At 67.9% G+C, this 2861-nt stretch carries 1 pseudogene; it reads right to left on the reverse strand.

What is annotated here, in order from left to right:
* Positions 1–2861: pseudogene (locus tag ACWD3D_RS35595) on the reverse strand (sugar-binding protein); the annotation flags it as partial.

Below are 2861 nucleotides of genomic sequence, written 5' to 3' on the forward strand. Positions count from 1 at the left end.
CGGTTCGGGTTCTCACCCGTCACCGCGCGCAGGACCTGGCCGTAGACGCTGTAGTCGGTGTCCGCGTTGTACCAGTCGATACCCGACGTCGAGACCGGCAGGCCCTCTTCGTTGTACTGGGTGACGATCTTCTCCGGGGAGAGACCGCCCGCCGCCGGCAGCGAAGCCGACTGCAACTGCCCGGACTTGCTGTACTCGTACGTGTAGGCGTACGTCTCCTGCAGGCCGTACTGCGCCGCGATCGTCGCCGGCAGTGTCAGCTTGGTGCCGGTCGGGTCGTATTCCGGGGTGTAGCCGGTGACCGTGCTGGTGTACGGCAGACCGTCCGTGTAGCGGGTGGTGGTGGCCGGGAGGCCGAGGCCGCCGATGACCGTGTCGTAGGTGGCCGAGGTCAGCAGCTCGCCCGAGGACGAGTCCTTCCGCTGCTCGACCGTCCGGCCCAGCTCGTCGTACTTCGTCCAGACCTTGTTCTGCTTGCTGTCCGTGACCGTTTCGGGCCGGCCCAGTACGTCGTACGTCGTGCTGCTGGTGCCCGTGTCCGGGTCGGTGGCCGTGAGCTGCTGGCCGAGCGCGTCGTAGGTGTAGGACCAGACGTTCTTGGAGGAGTCCTCGGCCTTGGTCTGGTCGCCGCGTGCGTCGTAGCCGTAGGTGGTCGACCGGTACGCGCTGCGTGCCGCGTCCGTGAAGGTGTCGACCCTGACCGTCCGGCCCTGGGCGTCGCTCCAGCTGCGCTGGGCGGCTCCGCCGGTGGGCGGGATGACGGTGGACCAGTCGTACCCGTAGTCGTAGCGCGTGGCCTTGGTGGGCACGGTGGCGCCCGCCATGTACGGCGTTTCGGACAGCACACGGCCCTGGCCGTCGTACTTGTAGAGGGTCGCGTTCGGGATCTTGAAGTCGGAGTCGACCTCGTACATCACCGGCTGCGGCTCGCCCTCGGCGTAGTAGCCGTTGTTGGTGCGGGCGATGGTGCCGTTGGCGCTGTAGATGGTGTCGGTGATCAGGCGACCGTCGCCGACCGCCGGGTCCTGGCGCTGGCGCTCACGGCCGAGGCCGTCGTACAGGACGATGGAGTCGTCGTAGCCACTGCCGTCGTCCTTCAGCGTGGAGCTGGTGACGCTGACAGGCTGGCCCTCTTCGGTGCTGTACGCGAACTTGACCGAGGGGTCCTCGGTGGCGGCCTGCGAGGTGCCCCACCCTGCGGTGGTGCGGCCCAAGGCGTCGTACTGGTAGAGGGTCGTGCGCCCGTTGGCGTCTACGTCCTTCAGCGTGGTGCCGCGGCCGGGCTCCAGGTAGCTGGTGGAGGTCTGGTGCTTCGCGTTCTCCTCGGTGATCGAGTAGACCTGGCCGGTGGTCGGCGTGTAGGTGGTCTTGTCGGTCTCGTTCTTCGCGTTGGTGGTCGTCAGGACACGGCCGAGGGAGTCGTAGGTGAGCGTGGCGGTCTGCTGCCAGGCGTCACCCGTCCCGTTCAGCGACCAGGTGGTGGTGGCCGAACCCGAGGTCGGGGTGGCACCGAACGCCAGGTCGTCGTAGGCGACGCGGGAACCGGCGATGCGGGCGGAGACCGGAGCGGTGGCGGCGGCGGCACAGGTGCCGGCCGTCGTCAGCGTCTCCTTGTCCAGACCGATCAGGTTCTTCGACGTGTTGTGGACGTAGCTGAGCACCGAGCACGCCTCGTCACCGGTCTTGCCCGTGTCACCGAGGGACTCCACGGTGAGCGGCAGCCCGTAGGTGTCGTCGTACGTGGTGTTGGTGCGCAAGGACCGCCACTGGCGCGTCTCGTTCACGTCGTACGTGCCCGAGGAACGCGTGGTGGTGATGGAATGGTCGTCCAGCACCCGGTACGCCTTCAGCGCCGGGATGCCGCCGTCGCGGGCCCGGCTCGCCAGCTCCACGACCTTCGGGTAGTCCACCGACCGGGAGGTAAGAGTGCCCTTGTACCCCGTGTAGTCGAGCTCTTCCGCCGTACGGCCCTGGAGGGCGAGGTCGTCGTCGGCGATCTTCGCGCCGTCGTTGTCGAGGACGGTCACCGAGCGCTTCGAGCCGCCGGGAAGCGGGTCCCCGTTCATGCCGCGGAAGAAGGTGACCTCGGACATGGACTTGGCGCTGCCCTCGTACGTGTCCGAGGAGTCGGCGCCGCTGACCGTGCGGACCCGGCTGAAGCCGCGCCACTGGTCGTAGGTGCGGGTCTTCTTCTTGGAGAACTCGGCCTGGTTGAGGGCCCAGGCGCCCTTGGTGTCGTTGTCGACGCCGTACTCGTACGAGGTGGTGACGGGCTCGACGCCCTGAACGGCAGGAAGCTCCTCGATGTGGTCGACGACGTACTTGTTGAACCACTCGATCGACTCGTCGGCCAGGTCCGGGTCCGGGTGCCAGTACGCCGGGTAGCAGAGACCGGTGTTGGACTCGGGGGCTGGGAAGCCGGAGCCGGTCTTGCAGGCGCCGGTGGGCTCGCGGTAGTCGACGAAGGTCACGCCGCCGTACTCACTGACGATCCGCTCGATGCGCAGCCGGTCGAACGTCGGCCTCGAGTCCTTCTCACCGCGCCGCACACGGTTCGGCATCGGCTGCGTGTTGGGAACGAAGACGACCGGGTTCAGCGGCTCGGTTTCGCCGTCGGTGCCGTAGCCCGCTCGCGTGATCGACTTCAGCCAGAGGGCGGTGCCCTCGTCGGTGCGCTCGTACGGCAGCGACTGTTCCAGCGTCCAGGAGTCGACCTTCGAGAGGGCGGTGGAGCCCTCGGTGCGCTGGGTGGAGGTGGTCACCTGCGCCAGGCGCTTGCGGGTCCAGAACGTCGGGATCGGGACGTAGCAGTCCTTGCCGGACTGGCAGAGCAGGTCGGCGGGGGTGTCGTACCAGATGTG

Source organism: Streptomyces sp. NPDC002690 (assembly GCF_053592415.1).